The following is a 16,752-nucleotide window of genomic DNA, read 5'->3' on the forward strand; positions in this document are numbered from 1 at the left end:
GCCTTTTTTTATTCTGCTTCTTTAAACTTTTCTGCAGTCTCTTTGATCAGCGTCTGCAGTTCACCACGCTGTAACATCTCAACGATGATGTCGCATCCACCGACCAGCTCGCCATCGACCCAGAGCTGTGGGAAGGTCGGCCAGTTGGCGAATTTCGGCATCTCGGCACGAATGTCCGGGTTCTGCAGAATATCCACGTAAGCAAAACGCTCACCGCAGGCTGACAGCGCCTGCACCGCCTGTGCAGAGAAACCGCAGCTTGGCAGTTTCGGGGAACCTTTCATGTACAGCAGGATCGGGTTTTCTGCGATCTGGCGCTGAATTTTTTCTACAGTACTCATAATTGCCTTCCTTAATTCGTTACTTCGTGTTTGTTTATTGTAGCGACTTCGCAGCGTGACTGAAAATGAGATTTTGCTCGCTGCCCGATTAAATGACCATCATTGTTAAGTCCCGCGCGCAGGACATTTAACTTCAGGTATTAACAGCTGGTAACAGTTTAATAATTCGTAATAATTCCGTTGGTATAACATGCTGAAAATGTTCATTTTCAGTGCAATCACGTGGTCTGCAAAGATTAACATTAAAAGGCATTACAGTTTTAGGCGAACTGGACTAGAATGGCCTGGGCACTGATCCTGGATCAGATTAATCTCAACTTTGTCGCGGTGCGTAGTGGCCCTGACAACTTAACTAATTAATGGACTATGCGTTTAATCATTACGCTTTTTATGCTGGCCTTTGCGCAACTGTTTTTCAACATCGCCGCTGCGTCGCCTCACGCGCCGGTGAACGTCAGTACGCATAAAGCAGAGAAAAAGAGTGCGCGCGACGATGAACGCCGCAAGCGTCGCCCGGTAAAAACGGTGACGAAAAAAACTCGTCTCAGCCCTGATCAAAAACTTAAAACGAAAAAACAGAAAAAAGTCGAACTCACTGCAAAACAGACGCCTGCTAAGAAGACCTCGCTCAAAACCGCCCGTATCAGCAAAAGCAAAGAAAAAAATAAAGAGAAGAAACGCTATGGGCATCAGCGCCAGCTGAAAACCGCTGAGGTCACCACCCGCGAGCCAGGCACGATTAAAATGAGCAAATCCCACCGCCAGCGCTATCAGAAGGCGCGTGAGACCGCAATGACCAAGCTGATGGGGCAGTTGGGTAAACCCTATCAGTGGGGCGGCACCTCTCCACATACCGGTTTTGATTGCAGCGGTCTGGTCTGGTATGCCTATAAAGATCTGGTGAAATTTAAGATCCCGCGTACCGCTAACGAGATGTATCACCTGCGTGACGCCGCGCCGATCAAGCGTGAGTCGCTGGAGAAAGGCGATCTGGTCTTCTTTCGTATTAATGGCCGCGGCACAGCGGACCACGTCGGCGTTTACCTGGGCGATGGCAAGTTTATTCAGTCGCCGCGTACCGGCAAAGATATTCAGATCAGTGCATTAGGGGAAGATTACTGGCAGCGCCACTATATTGGTGCCCGTCGGGTGATGACGCCGAAAACGATACGCTAAGCAGCAGAACAGTCAGAAAAAAGCCGGGATAATCCCGGCTTTTTTTATTAGTGCAGAATGGCAGTAAAACTAAAGGCCACGATCATCAGCAGACAGCCGACAGTGGTCATCAAAGCCAGTTTCAAATCGGTACTCATTGCTTGCTCCTTAGTCACACACTTTGCAGGGATATAGCATTTTCCCACAGGGTCCGGTAAAAATCTCGTTTTATCCGTTCAGCCTTGTTAGAATCCCGCCTTTGTTGCGCAACGCGCGCAACCCTGATTCCGTTTGCGCATCTTTTCAGGCGTTTTTTCTCCGCCAGCGGCCTGTTTACCGGCCAGAAAAGCCGCATTTTTGCGGAAAAAACCCTGAGCAGACGCAAACGTTTAACATTACGCTTATCATAGAGTTAGGTAAGCACTGGAGTCCGATTTTCATGGCAACAATTAAAGATGTGGCGAAACGCGCTGGCGTCTCAACGACCACCGTTTCGCACGTCATCAATAAAACCCGCTTTGTCGCTGAAGAAACACGCGAGGCGGTCTGGCAGGCAATTAAGGAACTGCACTACTCGCCAAGTGCTGTGGCGCGCAGCCTGAAAGTAAACCACACCAAAACGCTGGGCCTGCTTGCCACCTCCAGCGAAGCGCCCTATTTCGCTGAAATTATTGAAGCGGTTGAAAACCACTGTTTTGACAAAGGCTATACGCTGATTCTGGGTAATGCGCATAACGACCTGCAAAAACAGCGCGCCTACCTCAGCATGATGGCGCAGAAGCGCGTCGATGGTCTGCTGGTGATGTGCTCTGAGTATCCGGACGATCTGCTGCAGATGCTGGAAGAGAACCGCAATATCCCGATGGTGGTGATGGACTGGGGCGAATCGCGCGCCGACTTTACCGATACGGTTCTTGATAACGCCTTCCAGGGCGGCTATCTGGCGGGACGTTATCTGATTGAACGCGGACACCGTGATATTGGTGCTATCCCCGGTCAGATGGAGCGCAACACCGGTGGCGGACGCCATGCCGGTTTCCTGAAGGCGCTGGAAGAAGCGGGTATTCAGCCGCGTGCCGAGTGGATTGTGCAGGGTGACTTTGAGCCGGAATCAGGCTATCAGGCGATGCAGCAGATCCTGTCGCAGAAGCAGCGCCCTACGGCGGTGTTCTGCGGCGGTGACATCATGGCGATGGGGGCCATTTGCGCGGCCGACGAGATGGGTCTGCGCGTGCCGCAGGATATTTCGGTCATCGGCTATGACAATGTGCGCAACGCCCGCTATTTCGCCCCTGCCCTGACCACGGTGCATCAGCCTAAAGCCCAGCTGGGTGAGAAAGCGCTGGATATGCTGCTTGACCGCATCACCAGTAAGCGCGAAGTATCACAAACGATCGAAGTCCATCCGACGCTGATTGAGCGCCGTTCAGTGGCGGATGGTCCGTTCCGCGACTATCGCCGCTAATCCTCGCTTAACCACTCCTGATTAAGCGTTTGCGCATCACCCAGATAGCTGAGCAACCAGCCTGTTGCCGGTGATGCGCGATCTTCTGCCCAGCTGACGCAACAGGGGCTGTCCGGAAATGCTACCGGCAGCGTCAGTTCAACCAGCTCGCCGCTGTCGAGCAGTGGCCTGGCCAGATGACCCGGCACCATCGCCACACACAAGCCTGCCTGCACGCATTCCAGTCCGGTTTGCCACTCCGGCACCACCAGCCTGCGCTGGTTATCCAGCGTCCATGTCATACGACGCGGCAGTGCGCGTGATGTATCTTCCAGCACCAGTGACGGCCAGCTACGCAGCGTGTCATCATCGATCTGGCTCGCCTGCGTCAGAGGATGATCGGGCGCGACCACGCAGCGCCAGTTGAGCGTACCCATATCGCGAAACGCAAACCGTCCGCCTACCGGAATCGCCTGGGTGGCCCCAATCGCGACTTCCACCCGACCGTCGGCCAGCGCATCCCAGACGCCGTTAAAAACTTCATAGCTGATGATCAGTTCCATATCGGGAAAGTGGCGATAGAAGTCTCTAACCAGCTGCCGGGTGCGCTGAGGTTTGGCGATACGGTCAACGGCAATGCTGAGCTGCCCGCGCCAGCCGTTGGCCAGCTGCTGACACTGCCGCCGGGTGGCAAGCATTTTTTTGATGACGCTGCGCCCTTCCCGGACAAAATGTTCGCCTGCTGGCGTCAGCACCACTTCGCGATGCTGGCGTTCGAACAGCGGCACTGCCAGCCAGTTCTCCAGCTGACGCACCGTGTAGCTAATGGCAGAGGGCACCCGATGCAGCTCCTGCGCGGCGGCGCTGAAGCTGCCCCCGCGGGCAACCGCGTCAACGACCTCTAATGCATATTCTGACCACATAATCTGCCTTCAAAAATTTTAACAGCAACCGGCAAATATTACCGTTTCACAGCGGCAAACGCACCTTTTAAACTCTGCCGCGTTTATCCTGCAAAAATGAGAATGAGATGCTGTCGAATAAAGGATTTATACCCTATCTTGCCCTGCTAAGCATGCTCGGCTTTTTAGCCACTGACATGTATCTGCCCGCCTTTGGTGCGATGCAGCAAACGTTTAATACCTCGCCGGGCCTGATCAGCGCCAGTATGAGTCTCTTCCTGGCGGGCTTCGCCTGTGGTCAGCTCTTCTGGGGACCGCTTTCCGATCGCATTGGACGTAAACCGGTGCTGCTGGCCGGACTGGCCATGTTTGGCATCGGCTGTGCGGGCATGCTGTGGGTGAATGATATCACTCTGATGCTGGCGCTGCGCTTTGTGCAGGCGATTGGCGTCTGTGCTGCGGCCGTGAGCTGGCAGGCACTGGTTGTGGATCGCTATCCTGCCGCGCGCGCTAACAAAGTCTTTGCCACGATTATGCCGCTGGTTGCGCTCTCCCCGGCGCTGGCCCCATTGCTGGGTGCCTGGCTCATCGGCCATTTCCACTGGCGTTCGATTTTCCTGGTGCTGACGCTGATTGCGGTGGCGTTGATTCTGACCACGCTGCGCCTGCCCACCGTACGCCAGGAAGCACGCGAGAAAGGAGCCCAGCCTGGTTTTTTCACCCTGCTGAAATCACGGGTTTACAGCGGCAACGTGCTGATCTACTCCGCCTGTTCAGCCAGTTTTTTTGCCTGGCTGACCGGCTCGCCGTTTATTCTGGCGGATCTGGGCCTTTCACCCGCCGATATCGGCCTGAGTTATGTGCCCCAGACGCTCGCCTTTTTGATTGGCGGATTTGGCTGTCGCGCCCTTCTTAACCGCTTTAATGGCGCTCAGCTGTTACCGTGGCTGCTGGGCATTTACAGCCTGAGCATTCTGGCGCTGTTTGCTGTCGCGCTGTCAGGCGGCAGCACGCTGGTGAGCCTGATGGTGCCGTTCTGCGGTATGGCGCTGGCTAACGGTGCGATCTATCCAATTGTGGTTTCCAGTGCACTGACACCCTTCCCGCACGCCACCGGTAAAGCGGCTGCATTGCAGAACACCTTACAGCTAGGACTCTGCTTCGCTGCAAGCCTGGCAGTCTCTGCCGGATTAACGCATGCACTGTTTACCACTACGCTGATGATGACGGTGACGATTCTGCTGGCGCTGGTGGGTTACGTCATGCAGCGCACTGCGAGCGCACAAACTGTTGTTGCCTCCGCGCAACCTGCCTGCCAGGATAATCACTGACACACTGACTTTTTCGTTAGCATCCTAACAATAAGTCATTGAATATTGACCCGCGTGAGCATATACTCATCCGGGTCAACAAATCTGTAATAAATCAACAATATAATAACGTAATAATCTGATTGGCACCCTGTTGCCGGGACGGTATTCGCGCGCGTTATTCTTACCCTGACCGACCTGCTGCAGGCTATTCCAGTCCTCTGTATCACACAGTCAACCGGTGTGCGGATTCATCCGTACCGTTTCTCAATGCCTGACGAAATTGACTACTCTTTGTTCAGGTTCAGATTGGACAGGTGGTGGAAAAGCTATGAGTTCATCTTATGCAGAAGCAGTGAGCCCTGAAGAAAACCATTGGTATCGCATCGTCCACGAGATGCTGGAAAAAGCGGATATTGAAATTAATGGTTCACGTCCCTGGGATATTCATATTAATCATCCCGGCTTTTTTAAGCGTGTTCTGCAGGAGGGATCGCTTGGGCTCGGTGAGAGCTATATGGATGGATGGTGGGAGTGCGACCGGCTGGATATTTTCTTCCATCAGGTGCTGAAACATAAACTTGATCAGCAACTCCCGCATCACTTTAAAGATACGCTGCGCATTGCCGCTGCCCGCTTAACCAATCTGCAGTCGAAAAAGCGGGCCTGGATTGTCGGTAAAGAGCATTACGACCTGGGTAACGATCTCTTTTCACTGATGCTCGATCCCTATATGCAATATTCCTGTGGCTACTGGAAAGAAGCCACGACCCTGGCGACGGCGCAGGAAGCCAAGCTGGATATGATTTGCCGTAAATTAGCGCTGGAACCCGGAATGTCGCTGCTGGATATCGGCTGTGGCTGGGGCGGACTCGCGGAATTTGCCGCACGTCATTATGGCGTCAACGTGCATGGCGTGACGATTTCCGCCGAACAACAGAAACTGGCGCAGCAGCGCTGTAGCGGATTAGACGTCACGATTCTGTTGCAGGATTATCGCGATCTGAATGAGCAGTTTGATCGCATCGTTTCAGTAGGCATGTTCGAGCATGTCGGGCCGAAGAATTACGCCACCTATTTTGATGTGGTCGATCGTAATTTAAAGCCTGACGGAATTTTTCTGCTTCACACCATTGGCGCGATTAAAACCGATATGAGCGTCGATCCCTGGATCGACAAATATATCTTCCCCAACGGCTGCCTGCCTTCAGTGCGTCACGTAGCGGATGCCAGCGAGCCGCATTTTATTCTGGAAGACTGGCATAACTTTGGGGCCGATTACGACAAAACGCTGATGGCCTGGCATGAGCGCTTTTTGCAGGCCTGGCCGGAGCTGGCTGATAACTATGGCGAACGCTTTAAGCGGATGTTCTCCTATTATCTCAATGCCTGTGCCGGCGCCTTCCGCGCGCGCGATATTCAGCTGTGGCAGATTGTGTTCAGTCGCGGTGTTGAGGGTGGATTACGGGTGGCGCGGTAGGGAGTGTCAGTTTGTTAAGAGGGTGATCCCGTGCTGAAGGTTTTAAAAGACTGGCCTGTTTTGAGAGTGGAACTGCACAGGGAACACAGTAAGATCGGAAAGTCGCAAAACCCGTCATCCCTGACATGCTCGGCCCGCGCGATTACGCACCTCATCCCTGAGGTGCGCCCGTTGCCGGGCCAACGCGTTACGTTGTTCAAAAACGCTCCCTGCGTTTTTGTCCCAGTTGCGGAACGCTTTCCTCTTCTGACGGTGTTCCCTGCGCTTCGGGCTATTATACCGCTGCCAGAATCACACGATTTGGCTTTCCAGCAGTCTTTGCGGGTTGTTAACTCTCGGCGGCAGGCTGGCCGGTCAGCATACTCATCGCCGCCGCGGCATCGCGCTGGGCTAACACCCGCTCAACGGTCTCTACGATTGCCTGTGTGTGCGGATCGATCTCAATGTTGACCCGGTCGCCAAAGGTCTTCGCGCCCAGAGTCGTGCGCTCCAGCGTTTCCGGAATCAGATAGACGCAGAATTTGGTCTTTGTCACATCACCTACCGTCAGGCTGATGCCGTCGATGCCGACGAAACCTTTATGCAGAATATATTTCATCTGCATCGGATCCTGGATTTTAAACCAGACTTCGCGATTGTGTTCTGACTGGATAATCTTGCAGATTTCAGCGGTGGTCATAATATGACCTGACATCAGATGACCGCCTATTTCGTCGCTGAATTTCGCTGCACGCTCAATATTCACCACATCGCCCTGGCGTAAATCACCAAGGTTAGTCACGCGCAATGTCTCTTTAATTAAATCGAAACTGACGCGGTCACCTTCGATTGCCGTTACGGTCAGGCAGCATCCGTTATGGGCTACGGATGCGCCCAGCGCCAGGCCTGGCAGGAGCTCTTCCGGCAGTCGGACAGTGTGGGTACGAAACAGTTCTTTTTCTTCAATGGACACGATTTCTGCGGTGCCCTGCACAATACCGGTAAACATAGTCTTTGCCTCTGCGAAGTTTACGCTAGTTTATCACAGCTCCGGTCGGCTGATAGATTTCACCCCACCTCACCCCATTAATGGGGTTCAAAACTCATTGTGTGACAAAGATTGGCGAATTCTGTTACCCCGGTTACACTGGTTCGCGCTATTCCCCGGGCTTTTCTGCCCTTTTAATTCATTCAATAAGTCAGGTGTTAACGTGCAGAAGTATTTAACAGAAGCGCGTCAATTGCTGGCCCTTGCGATTCCGGTCATCCTTGCTCAGGTGGCCCAAACCGCAATGGGATTTGTGGATACCATTATGGCCGGCGCAGTCAGCGCCACGGATATGGCCGCCGTTGCTGTCGGCACCTCTGTCTGGCTTCCGGCCATCCTGTTTGGTCATGGTCTTCTGCTTGCATTGACGCCCACCGTTGCGCAACTCAACGGTTCAGGCCGCCGCGAACGCATCGGCGAACAGATCCGCCAGGGCTACTGGCTCGCCTTTTTTGTCTCGCTGCTGATTATGGTGCTGCTGTGGCACGCGGGTTATCTTATCCGGGCGATGCATGACATCGATCCCGCGCTGGCGCTTAAAGCCGAGGGCTATCTGCATGCCCTGCTGTTCGGCGCGCCAGGCTATCTCTTCTTTCAGGTGCTGCGAAATCAGTGCGAGGGGCTGTCGAAAACCAAACCCGGCATGGTGCTGGGTTTTCTGGGCCTGATGTTTAACATCCCGCTGAACTATGTCTTTATCTACGGCCACTTCGGCATGCCAGCGTTGGGTGGTGTCGGCTGCGGCGTGGCAACGGCATCGGTCTACTGGGTGATGTTTATCTGCATGCGCTTCTGGGTACGCCGGATGGGCAGCATGCGCGATATCCGGATGGAGAGTCGCTGGTCGCCGCCTTCGCGTCCGATTCTGAGCCGCTTAATGACGCTGGGATTGCCGGTGGCACTGGCGCTGTTCTTTGAAGTCACGCTCTTTGCTGTTGTCGCCCTGCTGGTTTCGCCACTGGGCATCGTTGACGTGGCTGGCCACCAGATTGCGCTGAACTTCAGTTCACTGATGTTTGTGATGCCGCTGTCGCTGGGCGTCGCGACCACCATCCGTGTCGGCTATCGCCTGGGGCAGGGCTCCACCGAGCAGGCAAGAGTCGCCGCCTGGACCGCCCAGGGTGTGGGCATCAGCATGGCAGCGCTGACCGCGATTTTTACCGTGACGTTTCGTCATCAGATTGCCCTGCTCTATAACGACAACCCCGAAGTGGTCACACTGGCGGCGCAGCTGATGCTGCTGGCAGCGATTTATCAATTCTCAGACTCGATACAGGTGATTGGCAGCGGGATTCTGCGTGGATATAAAGACACAAGGTCCATTTTCTTTATTACCTTTATCGCTTACTGGCTGCTGGGACTGCCCGCCGGGTATCTGCTGGCGCTGACCGACTGGCTGGTGCCCCGGATGGGACCAGCGGGCTTCTGGTGCGGCTTTATTATCGGTCTGACCTCAGCGGCGGTCATGATGATCTGGCGCATCAGACGCTTACAGCGGTCACCTGCGGAAATCATCCTGGCGCGCGCGGCGCGATAACCGTAAAAGCGGGTTATTTATGGCCCGCAATGACGAAAAAAACGACGGTTAGCACAGTTGCTGCTCAGTCATGGCGAAAAAACTATTTTCCCCTTGCCAGGCTTCTGCGCTGCCGTTAATATTCGTCCCCGCTGTCGCCCTGACAGCATGTTGCGCTCTTAGCTCAGTTGGTTAGAGCACCACCTTGACATGGTGGGGGTCGATGGTTCGAGTCCATTAGAGCGCACCAAGTGCGTCCGTAGCTCAGTTGGTTAGAGCACCACCTTGACATGGTGGGGGTCGGTGGTTCGAGTCCACTCGGACGCACCAATATTCAGTATGCGCTCTTAGCTCAGTTGGTTAGAGCACCACCTTGACATGGTGGGGGTCGATGGTTCGAGTCCATTAGAGCGCACCACTTTCAGAATTTCTTCAGCTTGCGCAACTCTCCCTTTTATTGATCTGCATCGCTTCCCCCTCTGCTTTTTGATTGGTTTTCGCATACTTAGCGTCTATACTGTCCCGCGTTGCTTACTTGAAAGGTTTCAGCGATCACGTGCTTACTGCGATAACTCAAATGATTTGCGCAACAACAGCGTGGTGGTTACCAACCGTAACCGCACAACTTCCCTGCACGCCTGGCCTTCGTCACCTATTCTTACTCAGTACTGCCCATTTCAGTCTCAATCAGAATTTTCACTTCGATGCGCTGCCATCGGATTTCGCCCTTATTCATCCATCACAACTTACAGAAAATCCGTCATGAAAAAGACTAAAATCGTTTGTACAATCGGCCCGAAAACCGAATCCGAAGAGATGCTGACTCAACTGCTTGAAGCGGGCATGAATGTTATGCGTCTTAACTTCTCTCACGGCGACTACGCTGAGCATGGTCAACGCATTACTAATATGCGTGCCGTCATGCAAAAAACCGGTCGTCAGGCGGCTATCCTGCTGGACACCAAAGGCCCTGAGATCCGCACCATGAAGCTGGAAGGCGGCAACGATGCGGCGCTGAAAGCAGGCCAGACCTTTACCTTCACCACCGACCAGAGTGTGATCGGCAACAGCGAGCGCGTTGCGGTGACCTACCCGGGTTTCACAGCCGACCTGAAAATTGGTAACACCGTGCTGGTCGATGATGGCCTGATTGGCATGGAAGTGACCGAAGTCACCGAAAATACCGTCGTGTGTAAAGTCCTGAACAATGGCGATCTGGGTGAGAACAAAGGCGTTAACCTGCCGGGCGTCTCCATCCAGCTGCCTGCACTGGCTGAAAAAGATAAGCGCGACCTGATTTTTGGTTGTGAGCAGGGCGTAGACTTTGTCGCCGCCTCGTTCATCCGTAAGCGTTCAGACGTGCTGGAAATTCGTGAGCACCTGAAACAGCACGGCGGTGAGCATATCCAGATCATCTCTAAAATCGAAAACCAGGAAGGCCTGAATAACTTCGACGAAATCCTTGAAGCGTCTGACGGCATCATGGTTGCGCGTGGTGACCTGGGTGTTGAGATCCCGGTTGAAGAAGTGATCTTCGCGCAGAAGATGATGATCAAAAAATGTAATAAAGCACGCAAAGTGGTTATCACCGCGACGCAGATGCTTGATTCAATGATCAAGAACCCGCGCCCTACCCGCGCAGAAGCCGGTGACGTGGCGAACGCAATCCTCGACGGTACCGATGCAGTCATGCTGTCTGGTGAGAGCGCTAAGGGTCGTTATCCGCTGGAGTCGGTCACCATCATGGCGACCATCTGTGAGCGTACCGACCGCGTCATGAAGTCACGCATCGACAGCCAGAGCGACACCCGCAAACTGCGTATCACTGAAGCAGTCTGCCGTGGTGCGGTAGAGACGGCTGAGAAGCTGGAAGCACCACTGATTGTGGTCGCGACCGAAGGCGGTAAGTCTGCTAAAGCCGTACGTAAATATTTCCCGAACGCCACCATTCTGGCACTGACGACCAATCAGACCACCGCACGTCAGCTGATCCTGAGCAAAGGGATTGAGACGCGTCTGGTCACTGAAATCGCCTCAACCGATGATTTCTATCGTCTGGGTAAAGAAGCGGCGCTGGAAAGTGGTTATGGTCAGAAAGGGGATGTTGTGGTGCTTGTATCAGGTGCATTAGTACCAAGCGGAACTACCAACACCGCCTCTGTACACGTACTGTAAAACTCTTTTTTGCCATTATTTTAAAGCGCCTTAACGAGGCGCTTTTTTTATTTCTGCTTAAACCAAATCCCGGAAAATTCCAATCGAAAATAACTATTCAAATACTCTTAATATTAAGGTTAATCCGATTAAATCTCTCTGTTTTCGCTAAATTTTTTTATCATATTCTGGGATTCGCTGCTTCTTTGAGCGAACGATCAAATTTAAGCATCTTCTCATCAAAAATTTATTCTCAACTTAAAAAGCTTTGTGTAATACTTGTAACGCTACATGGAGATTAACTCAATCTAGAGGGTATAAATAATGAATCGTACTAAACTGGTACTGGGCGCGGTAGTTCTGGCTTCAACTCTGCTGGCTGGTTGCTCAAGCAACGCTAAAATCGACCAGCTGTCTTCAGACGTTCAGACTCTGAACGCTAAAGTTGACCAGCTGAGCAACGACGTGAACGCAGTGCGTTCAGACGTTCAGGCTGCTAAAGATGACGCAGCTCGCGCTAACCAGCGTCTGGACAACCAGGCTCACTCTTACCGTAAGTAAGAGTTCTGGTTTAAAAATGGCGCCTTTAAGGCGCCATTTTTTTTGCCCAAAATTCAGTACCCTTTCAGGCACTCATCCTTTCAGGGCTGCGCAGCTTTACCTTCGGCCTGCACATCCGGGCTATTCGCGTCTGCAGAGGCACTCTCCAGCCCCGCAGGCGGCACGGTATCACTCTGCACCGGCTCGCCACTGCTGACCAGTACAGGCATGCCTGAGCGTCGCGTTAAGCTGGCTTTAATCAGCGCGCTATCGCTCTTCTCACTCTTCATGAATTTCTTCAGGTCACTGCCGATCGCAATGGGCATAGTCTGCGGATCGTCTTTATCATTGCGCGACAGCGGCTGATGCACTTCCACGTAGCGTTTTCCATCCGGCTCCACCGCGTACTTAACCGGCTGATTGATGATCTGAACACGCGTCCCTTTTGGCGCAGCGTTAAACAGCGCTTCTATGTCCTCTGAACGCAGACGAATGCAGCCTGAACTGACCCGCATGCCGATGCCAAACTTCGCATTGGTACCGTGGATCAGATACTGGCCGGTGCCACGTGCCAGACGCATGGCAAACTGCCCCATCGGGTTATCCGGTCCAGCGGGTACCACGCCAGGTAATGTAATGCCCTCTTTGGCGTAACGCTTGCGGATGTTCGGGGTGGGCGTCCAGGTGGGATTCGGGATTTTCTGGCTGATCTGCGTCACCATGACTGGCGTTGCCGCCCCCAGTTGGCCAATGCCGATGGGATAGACGATGACCTTATCTTCCCCTTTGGGATAGTAGTAGAGACGCAGCTCGGCCAGATTCACCACAATCCCTTCGCGCGGCGTATCAGGCAGGATCATCTGCAGCGGCACCGTCAGCTGGGTACCCGCTTTGGGCAGCCAGGGATCGGTACCGGGATTCGCCTCCAGCATGCCCAGTAGCCCGACCTGGTAGCGGGCCGCGATTGATTCCAGGGGTTGTTTATCATCAGGAACCTGAGTCAGAACGTTTTCGCCAATCAGGCGACTGTCAGGCGGTGGCAGCGGGTATTCGGTGGCGAATGCGGGTGCAGAGAGCCCAAAGCAGGTCAGCAGCAATGCACCGGCTAAACGTAAAGCAGGTTTCATGCAATTTTCTCGTCAGATAAAAAAACAGACGCCGGATGGCGTCTGTCGAGTGTAACTTAGCTGAGGTTCTGAGCGGTATGGCGAATAGACCGAATCATCGCCTCCAGCCCCTGTGACCGGGTGGGCGTCAGGTGCTGCACCAGGGCCAGCTCGCCAAACCAGTGGCGAACATCCAGCGCCAGAATTTCGGCGGGTGGCAGGTTCTGATACAGACTAAATACAATAGCAATCAGACCTTTAACGATAGCGGCATCGCTGTCACCTTCAAATGCGATGGTGCCATCTGCCTGCGGGGTCATTCTGATCCACACCTGACTCTGACAACCCGAAATCGCGTTTTCCGGCTGGTGTAATGTTTCAGAAGATTCCGGAAGCTTTGAACCCAGTTCGATAATGTAGAGGTACTTCTCTTCCCAGTTAGCGCAACGGTTGAAGTTGCGAACCAGTTTCTCTTTTTCAGGCAAATTCGCCATCAGTGACTCCGTAAAAACTGTTCAGCCGCCCAGCAGACGATGAATACGCGTCAAACCGGCAGCCAGACGATCCACTTCCTCTTCACTGTTGTAGAAGGTGAAGGAGGCACGGCACATCGCCGGGACATTGTAGTGCTGCATCAGCGGCATCGCACAGTGATGTCCGGTGCGGATGGCAATACCGTATTGATCCAGGAAACTGCCGACATCGAAGGCATGATGTTTGCCCAGGTTGAAGGCAATAACACCGGCACGTGACTGCGGGCCGTAGATCTGAATATCCGGAACGGTGCCCAGCTTATCGAGCGCATAGTTCATCAGTGCCGTCTCGCGCTGATGAATGGTATCCAGTCCCAGCGCCTGCACATAGGCCATCGCCGCGCCAAAGCCGATAATGCCACCGGTATTCGGTGTGCCTGCTTCAAAACGCCACGGCGCACTGTTCCAGGTGGTGCCGGTGGGCAGCATGACCTGACCGATCATCGAACCGCCGCCTTCCCACGGTGGCATCTCATCCAGCAGCGCTTTGCGCCCATAGAGAATACCGACGCCATTCGGACCGTAGAGTTTATGGCTGGAGAAGACGTAGAAGTCGCAGCCAATATCCTGCACATCCACTTTGTCATGCATCACGGCCTGCGCGCCATCCACCAGCGTAATCACGCCAGCGGCTTTTGCCTGGGCAACGATGGCTTTAACCGGGTTAACGGTGCCGAGCACGTTTGACACGTGCGTCACGGCCAGCAAACGCGTGCGGCTGTCGATCAGCCCCGCCAGTTGCTCCAGCGCCAGTTCACCGTTGTCATTTAAGGGCAGCACACGCACTTCTGCGCCAGTACGCTGCGCCAGCATCTGCCACGGCACGATATTGGCGTGATGCTCCATCTCCGTGATGATCAGGTTGTCGCCAGACCTGAGGTTACTGCTGCCCCAGGTATTCGCCACCAGGTTGATGCCTTCGGTGGTGCCTTTAACGAAGATAATCTCTTCCTGGGACCCGGCATTAATGAAGCGGGCAGCCTGATCGCGCACGTTCTCCATATCACTGGTCGCCTGCTGGCTCAGCGTATGGATACCACGATGCACGGCCGCATAGCCGTGCTGATAGAAATGACTCTCGGCGTTAATCACCGACAGGGGACGCTGTGCGCTGGCTGCACTGTCAAGATAGGCCAGCGGATGACCGTTGACCTCACGCTTCAGGATAGGAAAATCAGCCCTGATGCGTTCGAGATCGAAGTTCATCATACGTCGCCTCCGGGAAAACGTTGTGCGATACGCTGCAGTACGGCCTGACGCATCACTTCATTTTCAAGTGTCTCGGTGAGTTCAGCTGCAAACGCATGAATAATCATGGTCTGTGCCGCATCCTGCTCAATACCGCGAGAACGCAGATAGAACATCTGCTCATCGTCGATACGACCAATGGTAGCACCGTGGCTGCATTTAACGTCATCCGCGTAAATTTCGAGCTGCGGTTTGGTGTCGACTTCAGAAAGCTTGCCCAGTAACAGGTTGTTATTGGTCATCTGCCCGTCTGTCTTCAGCGCATGCTGTGCCACTTTGATATGACCATTAAAGACCGCACGTCCTTTGTCACGCACGATGGTTTTATGCATCTGGCGGCTGACACAGTGGCCTTTGTTGTGCTCCAGGTAAGTGCGGGTATCCGCCACTTCCTGTTTCACCGGCAGTACCAGGCTGTTAATTGCCAGCGTGGTATTTTCGCCATTCAGCTGCGTACTGGTGTTGTGACGCGACAGGCCCGCACCCAGCAGGAAGCTGGTGCTGCTGACCTGGCCATCGTTGCCAATCACCAGATCGTTATGCGCAAAGTGATAGCTGGCGCTGCTTTCAAAGGCGAGCTTGGTGTGAGTCAGTTTCGCATTGTCACCGATCGCAAAGGTAAAGCGCGTGCCAGTGAAATGGGCGCGCTCATCCAGAGAAACGTAGTGCTCAATGACCTCCGCTTCGGCACTCTCTTCCAGCTGCAGGTGATGGCGGTAATGAACCGTGTTCATGCCCGTCTGCTGACCGCTGGTGATGTGCAGCAGATAGACCGGACGTGCAGCGGCTTTACCGCGTGCCAGACGCAGGGTCGTCACCTCTTCTGCCAGGCTCTCAGTCAGATGCAGGAAGACTTCCGGCTGAACCGCAGCGGGCAGCGGACGGCGCTCGGCGGCCACGCTGTGCTGAACCTCAAACAGTTCGACGTCGCGGCTGCTGAAGGCGGGCTGGAACTGACCATCGACATACACCAGACGGATTGCATCCAGCGGCAGCGCCAGTGCATCAACCTGTTCAGCGCTCAGGGTCTGGGGCGCATCGGGCAGCACAAACTGCTGGGACAGCAGGGTGTCCAGCGGGGTGTACTTCCAGTTTTCATGCTTGCGGGTTGGCAGACCAACACGCATCAGTTGCTGCCAGTGCTGCTGTGCCTGCAGAGAACGCACGTCACCGCGCGATTCAAACAGGTGATGCCACTGTTGCAGCGCAGAATCACTCTTCGTCGGTAAGCCAGCCATAACCTTGCTCCTCCAGCTGTTTCACCAGCGAGAAGTCGCCAGATTTCACGATTTTGCCCTGATACAGAACATGAACGAAGTCTGGCTTGATGTAATCCAGAATACGCTGGTAGTGGGTCACGATGATAAAGGCACGCTTCTCATCACGCAGGCTGTTAACGCCATTCGCGACGATTTTCAGCGCATCGATATCCAGACCGGAGTCAGTTTCATCCAGGATGCAAAGCTCAGGTTCAAGCGCCGCCATCTGCAGAATGTCGTTACGCTTCTTCTCACCACCGGAGAAGCCAACGTTAACAGAACGGGTCAGCAGATCTTCCGGCATCTTCAGCAGATGAATTTTCTCTTCAATGAAGTCCTGGAAATCAAAGCGATCCAGTTCGTCCTGCTGGCGATATTTACGCACCGCGTTAACCGAGGTTTGCAGGAAGAACTGGTTGCTGACGCCCGGAATCTCTACCGGATACTGGAAGGCCATAAAGATGCCTTCACCGGCACGCTCTTCAGGGGCCAGTTCCAGCAGATCTTTACCTTTGAAGCTGACCGAACCGCCGGTCACTTCATAATCTTCACGGCCTGCCAGCGTCGCTGACAGCGTACTTTTACCGGAGCCGTTCGGCCCCATGATGGCATGCACTTCGCCCGGTTTAATTTCGAGATTCAGGCCACGCAGAATGGCTTTATCTTCAACACTGACCTGCAAATCTTTAATGCTTAACATTCTTATTCCTTCACATTGCTTCCGGCAAGGCGTGTGA

At 53.9% G+C, this 16,752-nt stretch carries 16 protein-coding genes and 3 tRNA genes; 10 read left to right on the plus strand and 9 right to left on the minus strand.

The genetic code is table 11. The features are described 5' to 3' along the window. Nucleotides 1–8 precede the first annotated feature (8 nt). On the minus strand, nt 9–344 hold the full coding sequence (locus EGO56_RS10535; protein ID WP_170933470.1) for a Grx4 family monothiol glutaredoxin: 336 nt from the start codon (nt 342–344) through the stop codon (nt 9–11). Between the two features lie 363 nt (nt 345–707). On the opposite strand from EGO56_RS10535, the gene EGO56_RS10540 reads away from it, so the two are divergent. Next, the gene (locus EGO56_RS10540; protein ID WP_135908994.1) at nt 708–1,517 is read left to right on the plus strand and encodes a C40 family peptidase; all 810 of its coding nucleotides are present in this window, start codon (nt 708–710) and stop codon (nt 1,515–1,517) included. 47 nt (nt 1,518–1,564) lie between these two features. Here EGO56_RS10540 and cydH read toward each other — a convergent pair whose 3' ends face one another. Further along, a complete protein-coding gene (cydH, locus tag EGO56_RS10545; RefSeq protein ID WP_095707274.1) occupies nt 1,565–1,654 on the minus strand; it encodes a cytochrome bd-I oxidase subunit CydH in 90 nt (29 codons plus the stop codon). A 281-nt stretch (nt 1,655–1,935) separates the two neighbouring features. On the opposite strand from cydH, the gene purR reads away from it, so the two are divergent. Continuing rightward, the gene (gene purR, locus EGO56_RS10550; RefSeq protein ID WP_013357708.1) at nt 1,936–2,961 is read left to right on the plus strand and encodes an HTH-type transcriptional repressor PurR; all 1,026 of its coding nucleotides are present in this window, start codon (nt 1,936–1,938) and stop codon (nt 2,959–2,961) included. Here purR and punR read toward each other — a convergent pair. Then, nucleotides 2,958–3,863, minus strand: coding sequence for a DNA-binding transcriptional activator PunR (punR, locus tag EGO56_RS10555; protein WP_135908996.1), 906 nt, complete (start codon nt 3,861–3,863; stop codon nt 2,958–2,960). The genes purR and punR overlap by 4 nt on opposite strands. Nucleotides 3,864–3,970: 107 nt before the next feature. Between punR and punC the strand changes: the two genes are divergently transcribed. Both punC and cfa read left to right on the plus strand, forming a co-directional pair. After that, nucleotides 3,971–5,173: a purine nucleoside transporter PunC gene (punC, locus tag EGO56_RS10560; RefSeq protein WP_135908998.1), complete on the plus strand. Its 1,203-nt coding sequence runs from the start codon at nt 3,971–3,973 to the stop codon at nt 5,171–5,173. 310 nt (nt 5,174–5,483) lie between these two features. Further along, nucleotides 5,484–6,632, plus strand: coding sequence for a cyclopropane fatty acyl phospholipid synthase (gene cfa / locus EGO56_RS10565; protein WP_033782942.1), 1,149 nt, complete (start codon nt 5,484–5,486; stop codon nt 6,630–6,632). Between the two features lie 328 nt (nt 6,633–6,960). On the opposite strand, the gene EGO56_RS10570 is transcribed toward cfa, so the two are convergent. Continuing rightward, a complete protein-coding gene (locus tag EGO56_RS10570) occupies nt 6,961–7,620 on the minus strand; it encodes a riboflavin synthase (RefSeq protein ID WP_013357704.1) in 660 nt (219 codons plus the stop codon). A 202-nt stretch (nt 7,621–7,822) separates the two neighbouring features. Between EGO56_RS10570 and EGO56_RS10575 the strand changes: the two genes are divergently transcribed. The 6 genes from EGO56_RS10575 to EGO56_RS10600 all read left to right on the plus strand — a co-directional run bounded on the left by EGO56_RS10575 (nt 7,823) and on the right by EGO56_RS10600 (nt 11,890). Next, on the plus strand, nt 7,823–9,196 hold the full coding sequence (locus EGO56_RS10575) for an MATE family efflux transporter (RefSeq protein WP_013357703.1): 1,374 nt from the start codon (nt 7,823–7,825) through the stop codon (nt 9,194–9,196). Nucleotides 9,197–9,348: 152 nt separating this feature from the next. After that, nucleotides 9,349–9,425 (plus strand) — tRNA-Val (locus EGO56_RS10580). A 3-nt stretch (nt 9,426–9,428) separates the two neighbouring features. Next, nucleotides 9,429–9,505 (plus strand) — tRNA-Val (locus EGO56_RS10585). An 11-nt stretch (nt 9,506–9,516) separates the two neighbouring features. Then, nucleotides 9,517–9,593: transfer RNA gene (locus tag EGO56_RS10590), tRNA-Val, on the plus strand. Nucleotides 9,594–9,937: 344 nt separating this feature from the next. Then, entirely contained in the window at nt 9,938–11,350 is a 1,413-nt protein-coding gene (gene pykF / locus EGO56_RS10595; protein ID WP_013357702.1) for a pyruvate kinase PykF, read from the plus strand. 303 nt (nt 11,351–11,653) lie between these two features. Beyond that, nucleotides 11,654–11,890 (plus strand): major outer membrane lipoprotein, encoded by a 237-nt coding sequence (locus EGO56_RS10600; RefSeq protein WP_009090492.1) that lies wholly within the window; start codon nt 11,654–11,656, stop codon nt 11,888–11,890. Between the two features lie 80 nt (nt 11,891–11,970). Here the strand turns inward: EGO56_RS10600 and EGO56_RS10605 are convergent, their stop codons facing one another. Genes EGO56_RS10605 through sufC form a run of 5 tightly spaced genes read right to left on the minus strand, consistent with a single transcriptional unit; the run spans nt 11,971 to nt 16,715 of the window. Then, on the minus strand, nt 11,971–12,996 hold the full coding sequence (locus EGO56_RS10605) for a L,D-transpeptidase family protein (RefSeq protein WP_135909000.1): 1,026 nt from the start codon (nt 12,994–12,996) through the stop codon (nt 11,971–11,973). Nucleotides 12,997–13,052: 56 nt separating this feature from the next. After that, nucleotides 13,053–13,469 (minus strand): cysteine desulfuration protein SufE, encoded by a 417-nt coding sequence (gene sufE / locus EGO56_RS10610; RefSeq protein WP_033732484.1) that lies wholly within the window; start codon nt 13,467–13,469, stop codon nt 13,053–13,055. Nucleotides 13,470–13,490: 21 nt separating this feature from the next. Further along, complete coding sequence (sufS, locus tag EGO56_RS10615; RefSeq protein ID WP_041457209.1) at nt 13,491–14,714, minus strand: cysteine desulfurase SufS; 1,224 nt, start codon at nt 14,712–14,714, stop codon at nt 13,491–13,493. Beyond that, the gene (gene sufD / locus EGO56_RS10620; protein ID WP_013357698.1) at nt 14,714–15,994 is read right to left on the minus strand and encodes a Fe-S cluster assembly protein SufD; all 1,281 of its coding nucleotides are present in this window, start codon (nt 15,992–15,994) and stop codon (nt 14,714–14,716) included. The genes sufS and sufD overlap by 1 nt, the downstream gene beginning before the upstream one ends. Continuing rightward, complete coding sequence (gene sufC / locus EGO56_RS10625) at nt 15,969–16,715, minus strand: Fe-S cluster assembly ATPase SufC (protein WP_013357697.1); 747 nt, start codon at nt 16,713–16,715, stop codon at nt 15,969–15,971. The genes sufD and sufC overlap by 26 nt, the downstream gene beginning before the upstream one ends. Nucleotides 16,716–16,752 lie beyond the last annotated feature (37 nt).

The organism is Pantoea vagans (assembly GCF_004792415.1).
In the GTDB taxonomy this organism is placed as follows: domain Bacteria; phylum Pseudomonadota; class Gammaproteobacteria; order Enterobacterales; family Enterobacteriaceae; genus Pantoea; species Pantoea vagans.

Excerpts from the sequence above, each read along its gene's own strand:
- EGO56_RS10540 (WP_135908994.1), top strand. The coding sequence starts at position 708 with ATGCGTTTAATCATTACGCTTTTTATGCTGGCCTTTGCGCAACTGTTT.
- cydH (WP_095707274.1), bottom strand. The coding sequence starts at position 1,654 with ATGAGTACCGATTTGAAACTGGCTTTGATGACCACTGTCGGCTGTCTG.
- purR (WP_013357708.1), top strand. The coding sequence starts at position 1,936 with ATGGCAACAATTAAAGATGTGGCGAAACGCGCTGGCGTCTCAACGACC.
- punR (WP_135908996.1), bottom strand. The coding sequence starts at position 3,863 with ATGTGGTCAGAATATGCATTAGAGGTCGTTGACGCGGTTGCCCGCGGG.
- punC (WP_135908998.1), top strand. The coding sequence starts at position 3,971 with ATGCTGTCGAATAAAGGATTTATACCCTATCTTGCCCTGCTAAGCATG.
- cfa (WP_033782942.1), top strand. The coding sequence starts at position 5,484 with ATGAGTTCATCTTATGCAGAAGCAGTGAGCCCTGAAGAAAACCATTGG.
- EGO56_RS10570 (WP_013357704.1), bottom strand. The coding sequence starts at position 7,620 with ATGTTTACCGGTATTGTGCAGGGCACCGCAGAAATCGTGTCCATTGAA.
- pykF (WP_013357702.1), top strand. The coding sequence starts at position 9,938 with ATGAAAAAGACTAAAATCGTTTGTACAATCGGCCCGAAAACCGAATCC.
- EGO56_RS10600 (WP_009090492.1), top strand. The coding sequence starts at position 11,654 with ATGAATCGTACTAAACTGGTACTGGGCGCGGTAGTTCTGGCTTCAACT.
- EGO56_RS10605 (WP_135909000.1), bottom strand. The coding sequence starts at position 12,996 with ATGAAACCTGCTTTACGTTTAGCCGGTGCATTGCTGCTGACCTGCTTT.
- sufE (WP_033732484.1), bottom strand. The coding sequence starts at position 13,469 with ATGGCGAATTTGCCTGAAAAAGAGAAACTGGTTCGCAACTTCAACCGT.
- sufS (WP_041457209.1), bottom strand. The coding sequence starts at position 14,714 with ATGAACTTCGATCTCGAACGCATCAGGGCTGATTTTCCTATCCTGAAG.
- sufD (WP_013357698.1), bottom strand. The coding sequence starts at position 15,994 with ATGGCTGGCTTACCGACGAAGAGTGATTCTGCGCTGCAACAGTGGCAT.
- sufC (WP_013357697.1), bottom strand. The coding sequence starts at position 16,715 with ATGTTAAGCATTAAAGATTTGCAGGTCAGTGTTGAAGATAAAGCCATT.